6 protein-coding genes are annotated in these 7,066 nt (G+C 49.6%); all 6 read right to left on the reverse strand.

What is annotated here, in order from left to right:
• Nucleotides 1-6 precede the first annotated feature (6 nt).
• Nucleotides 7-1,140: a glutamine-hydrolyzing carbamoyl-phosphate synthase small subunit gene (gene carA, locus J0A65_RS20705; protein WP_206596241.1), complete on the reverse strand. Its 1,134-nt coding sequence runs from the start codon at nt 1,138-1,140 to the stop codon at nt 7-9.
• Between the two features lie 509 nt (nt 1,141-1,649).
• Nucleotides 1,650-2,453 (reverse strand): 4-hydroxy-tetrahydrodipicolinate reductase, encoded by an 804-nt coding sequence (gene dapB / locus J0A65_RS20710; protein ID WP_206596242.1) that lies wholly within the window; start codon nt 2,451-2,453, stop codon nt 1,650-1,652.
• A 120-nt stretch (nt 2,454-2,573) separates the two neighbouring features.
• Nucleotides 2,574-3,287, reverse strand: a complete 714-nt coding sequence (locus tag J0A65_RS20715; protein WP_206596243.1) for a substrate-binding periplasmic protein — start codon at nt 3,285-3,287, stop codon at nt 2,574-2,576.
• 23 nt (nt 3,288-3,310) lie between these two features.
• Entirely contained in the window at nt 3,311-4,096 is a 786-nt protein-coding gene (locus tag J0A65_RS20720; RefSeq protein ID WP_206596244.1) for a carboxylesterase family protein, read from the reverse strand.
• A gap of 97 nt (nt 4,097-4,193) precedes the next feature.
• Nucleotides 4,194-5,324, reverse strand: a complete 1,131-nt coding sequence (gene dnaJ, locus J0A65_RS20725; protein ID WP_206596245.1) for a molecular chaperone DnaJ — start codon at nt 5,322-5,324, stop codon at nt 4,194-4,196.
• Between the two features lie 139 nt (nt 5,325-5,463).
• Nucleotides 5,464-7,066, reverse strand: a 1,603-nt coding sequence (dnaK, locus tag J0A65_RS20730; protein ID WP_206596246.1) for a molecular chaperone DnaK, incomplete at its 5' end; no start/stop codon positions are given.

A 7,066-nucleotide genomic window follows, 5' to 3' on the forward strand; every position in this document is an offset into this window, starting at 1 on the left:
CCCCTATTACTTCTTGCTGGCCGCAATCAATTCGATGAAATGGTCAAACAATGGCGCAGCATCGTGCGGTCCCGTGCTGGCTTCAGGGTGTCCCTGGAAGCTGAAGGCCGGTTTGTCGGTACGATGAATACCCTGAATGGTTTTATCGAACAAAGAGATATGCGTCACTTCCAGGTTGTCGGTGAGACTGTCTTCGTCTACCGCGAAACCGTGGTTCTGGCTGGTGATCATCACACGGCTGTTAGGAATATCCTTCACCGGATGGTTAGCGCCGTGGTGACCATGTTTCATCTTGATGGTCTTGGCACCACTGGCCAGTGCCAGCAACTGATGCCCCAGACAGATACCGAATACCGGAATATCTTTGTCCAGAATGGCTTTGATAGCGTCAATTGCATAAGTACAAGGTTCCGGGTCACCAGGGCCATTGGACAGGAACACCCCGTCAGGATTCAGCGCCAGAACCTCTTCAGCAGAGGTTTGTGCGGGCACTACGGTTAGCTTACAGCCACGGTCCACCAACATACGCAGAATGTTCAGTTTGGCACCGAAATCATAGGCGACGACATGAAAAGGCAAATCTTCACGATTTTCGTCATGGCCTTTGCCTAAACGCCAGGAACCGTGATTCCACACGAAGGCTTCTTTGGTCGATACCACTTTGGCCAAATCCATGCCTTTAAGTCCCGGGAATCCTTTCGCTGCCGCTAAGGCTTTCGCTTCATCCAGATTGTCACCGGCCACAATGCAACCGTTTTGCGCGCCAGTAGTACGCAGAATGCGTGTCAGGCGGCGCGTATCAATGTCGGCGATACCGAGGATATTGTGCTGTTTAAGATAATCTGAAAGGCTTTGCTGGTTGCGGAAGTTACTGGCAATGAGGGGAAGATCTCTGATGATCAGGCCTTTGGCCCAAATACTGGTGGATTCCTGATCTTCTTCGTTCGTCCCGGTGTTGCCGATATGGGGATAGGTCAGTGTTACTATCTGTTCCGCATAGGACGGGTCGGTAAGGATCTCCTGATATCCTGTCATGGCGGTATTAAACACCACCTCTCCAACAGCAATACCTTCGGCTCCGATGGCGGTCCCTTTGAAAACTGTACCGTCTTCAAGGACCAAAAGGGCGGATTTAGTCAAGTCAACCTCCTATTCGCTATCCATATCCCGTTAACTAAGCAATATGGATCTTTTGGCAACCTAAAAAAAACGGGTGTAAATTGCTAATTTACATCCCGTTTACTTGTTTTGCTGGCTCTGCAAGCCGGATTCCCCCGGTAAAAAGCAAAATTTTGGCAAATTCTTAGCAGTCTACATTAGTTTGCTTAATTCGTCTATTCTGAATTAGAAATTTTATACAAATGGGGCTTTAAGACTAAAAACTTGTCTAAACACATAAAAACACAAGTATCTTGCTTTAATCCATTCCTTTTATTTTGTTTCAACCCTTAAAATGTTTCAGGTTAGACAACAAAATGTCTCGGCTAATTTCCACCTAATGGAACGCAAAATGGTTGTTCCTATGGGCGTAAACTGTTGCGAATGGCCAATCAATGACCACATGGACTGTCAGGTATAGTTTTTCTATACAATCGGCTTTTTTGTTTAGACAGACAGAGATCTGCCTAAACAAAATGTTAACGAAGGGACTACCCTTCCAGCCCTAACACCTGCTGCATATTATATAAACCGGCCGGTTTGTCTTTAAGCCACAGCGCCGCGCGAACCGCCCCTTTGGCAAAGGTTAGTCGGCTGCTGGCTTTATGAGTAAGTTCAATACGTTCGCCTATATCAGCGAACATGGCGGTATGCTCCCCGACTACATCGCCGGCACGAATGGTGGCAAAACCAATTTGTTGCTGCGGCCTGACACCGGTATACCCCTCTCGCCCATATACGGCGCATTGATTCAAATCCCAGCCAAGCTCGTCGGCAATGGCCTCTCCCATCGCCATGGCAGTACCAGAAGGAGCATCGAGTTTGTTGCGGTGATGAGCTTCCCATATTTCAATGTCGCAGCTATGCCCCATTACTCTGGCGGTTTGCTTTAATAGATTCAGCAGCAGGTTAACGCCCACACTGTAGTTAGCCGCAAACACCACAGGGATCTTCTCAGCGGCTTGATACAGCATGTCCAACTGTTGTGGGCTTAATCCTGTGGTGCCGATAACAACAGGTTTATTCTGCGCGACACACCAATTGAGGTTAGCTTCCAGCGCTGCGGGTAAGGTAAAGTCAATCATCACATCAAGATTGGCGGCTTGCTCGTCGGGTCTGTCGCTGACGGCCAAGCCCAATTTGCCGATCCCAGCCAGTTCACCAACATCCATACCCAGCCAGTCGGAGCCGCTGCGCACCAGCGCTGCACTCAGGCTAGCTTCGGGCTCTTGTTGCACGGCATCAATTAACACTCTGCCCATGCGACCATTGGCACCAAATATCCCCACATTCATGCTATCTCAATCCAATTCTTTGACCTGCCATGGATTGTGCCTTAATTTAATGCGCCAGTCAGCCATCTAAACGTCCATATAGATTACTGATTTGGAAATAAGTATCGTATATGCGCTTAACTAAGGCCTGGGAAGGCGCATTAGCGCCTGAATGTCGCCCTTTTTTTGCATCACTATCAAATGCTGGTTAAAGGCTTTAATGATGTCGGGATCCCAGGCTGCGGCTGGATAAGTTTGCTTGGCAAACAAGGGATGAATTTGAATCTGACCCTCGCCGTACATTTTCCGGCTATGGTATTCCAGCACCAGTTTGTCACCCACAACCAGGTCAACTTTGCCGCTAAACAGCAAATCAATCTGACGATCCCGCTCTACCATTTCCAGATAATTCTGCGGTTTCAGGGCCAGCGCAAAAGGTTCACCCAGTACGTCTATGGCTTTTTGATAGGCCACCACGCGCTTGTCACCCAAATCGGACAATTGCGCTATGTTCAAGTTTGCGCTGGTCAGACTGGCAGCAATATCCTGAATTTCCATATACGGCAGACTCTTATGTGCGCCGGGTATATCAAAGGCAATAGGGCTGGCAAAGTCCAATTCGCGTGCCTTGAATTTTTGCAACATGCGCTCATGGGAAAAAAGCTCAATTTGGACCTGATAACCGGCTGCAGACAGGGCCTGGAACACAATATCATGATCAATGCCCTGCAATACGCCTTGTTGATTGGAATAAGCCCAGGGAGCGGAGTAATTCAAACCGACCCGAACGATGCGTTCAGATGCCACACTGCTGGCAACCCAACAGCACAATGCCAGTAACAATCCCTTCTGCACTTTACAACTCCAGAAAAACCGCGTCAGTTTGTCGGCAACGCTTGAGAAAACAGCCAAGGTAACAGTTCAGGCTCAGCAAACGCTCTAGTCCAACTGTTGTGGCCAACCTCAGCATACCAGCTTACTTTAACCTGCCCACCTGCGTCGATAATAGCGTCAGACATCACCTGAGTATAAGCAGGACTAACAACTTCATCTTGCTCCCCATGGAATAACCACACAGGTATGCCTTTTCGATAGGCTTTGGTCAACCCTGCGTCACCTGCCCCGCATATCACTATGGCCGCAGCAAACATATTGGGCTTATGATAAAGCAATTCCAGGGTCCCCATGCCTCCCATGGATAAGCCGCCAACATAAATTCGCTTATCATCAACATAGGGCCTGGCAGCCCAATCTTCCATCAAAGCAATGGTCGCAGCCATAACAGGGGTAGGAGCAGGAGCGGCAGAGAAAGCCAAACCGAGTGGCTGGATGCTGCGGTCTACCGCAACATTGGCCCAGTATTGCTCTTTTGGTACTTGTGGAAATATCACAATAGCAGGATAGTGGTTTCTTACTTTATCTTCGGCGAACATGGCGGCACCGTGGGTCAATTGCAGCGTATTGTCATTACCTCGCTCACCCGCACCATGCAAAAACAACACTAAAGGATAGCGTTTATGCGGATCGAAATGTTTTGGATACAACACCCGATAAGGCAACTCATTGCCACTGTGCTGATAAACAAAGCTCTGGTACAGGCTTTGTTCCTGTGCCTGCAAACAAAAACTCAATAGCATCAGAGTACCGACAATAAGTGCACGCATAATCATCCTTTGCTTATTATTTGACTCATTCAAGCACGTTGTGGCGCATAAAAAAAGCCCCACAAACAATGCAGGGCTTTTCAAGAACAGGTAAAAGTTAGTTGGTTAAGTCGTCGAAAAACTTCTTAACGCCGTCGAAAAAACCTTTTTCCTTGGGGCGGAATTTAGCCGCTTCGTCACCGGTGCCCATGGATTTATCCAGCTCTTCAAGCAACTCTTTCTGACGACTGGTCAGGTTGACCGGAGTTTCCACCACCACCTTACACATTAAGTCGCCTACCGAGCCGCTGCGTACCGATTTAACCCCTTTGCCGCGCAAACGGAACATACGACCAGTCTGGGTTTCGGGGGCAATTTTTAGCTTCACCTTGCCGTCCAGGGTCGGCACTTCAATCTCGCCCCCCAGGGCTGCACGGGTGAAACTAATAGGCACTTCGCAATACAGGTTGTTGCCATCGCGAACAAAAATCGGGTGATCTTTAATATGCACCTGCACATACAAATCGCCCGCCGGTCCGCCCATTTCCCCTGCTTCGCCTTCGCCGCTTAAGCGAATACGATCACCGGTATCAACCCCTGCCGGTACTTTAACCGATAGGGTCTTGGTTTTTTCTACGCGGCCATGGCCATGACACTTACGGCAAGGGTCGGCAATGATCTTGCCCCGTCCGGAGCAGGTTGGACAGGTTTGCTGCACAGCAAAAAAGCCCTGACGCATCTGCACTTGGCCCTGACCATGGCAGGTTGGACAAGTGGTAGGTGTGGTGCCTTTCTTCGCACCAGAGCCATCGCACTCGTCACAGCCCACCAAGGTAGGCACTTTGATTTCTACGTTCTTGCCCCGGACCGCATCTTCCAGAGACATTTCCAGGTTGTATCTGAGATCTGAACCCTGACGAGCACGGGACTGACGGCGTCCACCGCCAAAAATATCACCAAATACATCACCAAAGATGTCGCCAAAATCCGCATGGCCACCATGACCACCGCCGCCGCGGTTAGGGTCAACCCCGGCATGGCCAAATCTGTCATAGGCAGCGCGTTTTTGTTCGTCGGTCAGGACTTCATAAGCTTCCTGAATTTCCTTGAACTTCTCTTCCAATGCCTTATCGCCCTGAGTGCGGTCAGGGTGATATTTCATCGCCAGGCGTTTATAAGCCTTTTTGATGTCTCGCTCGGCGGCGTCTTTCGCCACGCCCAGCACTTCGTAATAGTCTCGTTTGGACATATTGCTCACTAGCTCCCGAATACAGCTAAATGGGGCCAGCGTAAAATTAACAAGTTACCTTTGGCTAACAGAGTAATTTTACGCTGACCCCACTTAAGCGTGGCCGCATAGGCGGCCACGTTAACAGGACACAAGATTATTATTTCTTGTCGTCTTTGACTTCTTCGAACTCGGCGTCCACAACATCGTCATCCGTGGCTTTTGCAGAAGCCTGACCTTCACCCTCGGCTTGACCTTGAGCGGCTTTGGCCTGAGCAACTTCCATCAATTTGCCGGACGCTTCAATCAAGGCCTGAGTTTTGGCTTCGATTTCTTCTTTGTTCGTACCTTTGATGGCCGTTTCCAGTGCTGACAGGGCTTCTTCAATCTTAGCCTTGTCATCTGCGCCCAAGGCTTCACCGGCTTCTTCTACCTGTTTACGGGTAGCATGCACCAGGCCGTCAGCTTGGTTGCGGGTTTGCACCAGTTCTTCAAACTTCTTGTCGGCTTCAGCATTGGCTTCAGCGTCCTGAACCATCTTGTTGATCTCATCCTCAGACAAACCGCTGGAAGCCTGGATAGTGATCTTCTGTTCTTTACCTGTGTCTTTGTCTTTAGCAGACACGTGCAAGATACCGTCCGCGTCGATATCGAAGGTCACTTCGATTTGCGGTTGACCACGCATGGCAGCACGGATACCTTCCAGGTTGAACTGACCCAGTGATTTGTTACCAGAGGCTTGCTTACGCTCACCTTGCAGTACGTGTACCGTTACTGCGGACTGGTTATCTTCGGCGGTTGAGAACACCTGCGACTTCTTAGTCGGAATAGTGGTGTTTTTCTCAATCAGCTTAGTCATCACACCGCCCATGGTTTCAATACCCAAAGACAGAGGGGTAACATCCAGCAGCAATACGTCTTTTACATCACCAGCCAGCACACCACCTTGAATCGCAGCACCTACAGCTACCGCTTCATCCGGGTTAACGTCTTTACGCGGCTCTTTACCAAAGAACTCGGTCACATATTTCTGTACCAGTGGCATACGAGTCTGACCACCCACCAGGATGATATCGTGGATATCGCCCACAGACAGGTCAGCGTCAGCCAAGGCTTGCTTCACTGGCTCCAAAGACGCCTTAACCATGTCTTCAACCAAAGATTCCAGCTTGGCACGGGTTACCTTGATGGTCAGGTGCTTAGGACCGGAAGCATCGGCCGTAATATACGGCAGGTTTACTTCGGTTTGCTGGGCTGAAGACAGCTCAATCTTGGCTTTTTCACCGGCTTCTTTCAGGCGCTGCATAGCCAGCGGGTCTTTACGCAGGTCTATGCCCTGTTCTTTCTTAAATTCATCAACCAGATAAGTGATCAGGCGGTTGTCGAAGTCCTCACCACCTAAGTGAGTGTCACCGTTGGTCGCCAGTACTTCAAAGGTGTGCTCGCCTTCAACTTCATCAATCTCGATGATGGAGATATCAAAAGTACCACCGCCCAAGTCGTATACGGCAACAACGTTGTCGCCTTTCTTACGATCCATACCGTAAGCCAAGGCTGCGGCGGTAGGTTCGTTGATAATACGTTTTACTTCCAGACCGGCGATACGGCCAGCATCTTTAGTCGCCTGACGCTGTGAGTCATTAAAGTAAGCGGGTACGGTAATAACCGCGGCAGTTACTTCTTCGCCCAGATAATCCTCGGCGGTCTTCTTCATCTTTTTCTGCTCTTCAGCAGAGATCTGCGGGGGCGCCATTTTCTTATCG

The organism is Bowmanella yangjiangensis (assembly GCF_017255015.1).
Taxonomy (GTDB): Bacteria; Pseudomonadota; Gammaproteobacteria; order Enterobacterales; family Alteromonadaceae; genus Bowmanella; species Bowmanella yangjiangensis.

What these genes read in the sequence shown, in the direction of transcription:
- dapB (WP_206596242.1), bottom strand. Translation starts at nt 2,453, where the DNA reads ATGAATGTGGGGATATTTGGTGCCAATGGTCGCATGGGCAGAGTGTTA.
- J0A65_RS20720 (WP_206596244.1), bottom strand. Translation starts at nt 4,096, where the DNA reads ATGCGTGCACTTATTGTCGGTACTCTGATGCTATTGAGTTTTTGTTTG.
- dnaJ (WP_206596245.1), bottom strand. Translation starts at nt 5,324, where the DNA reads ATGTCCAAACGAGACTATTACGAAGTGCTGGGCGTGGCGAAAGACGCC.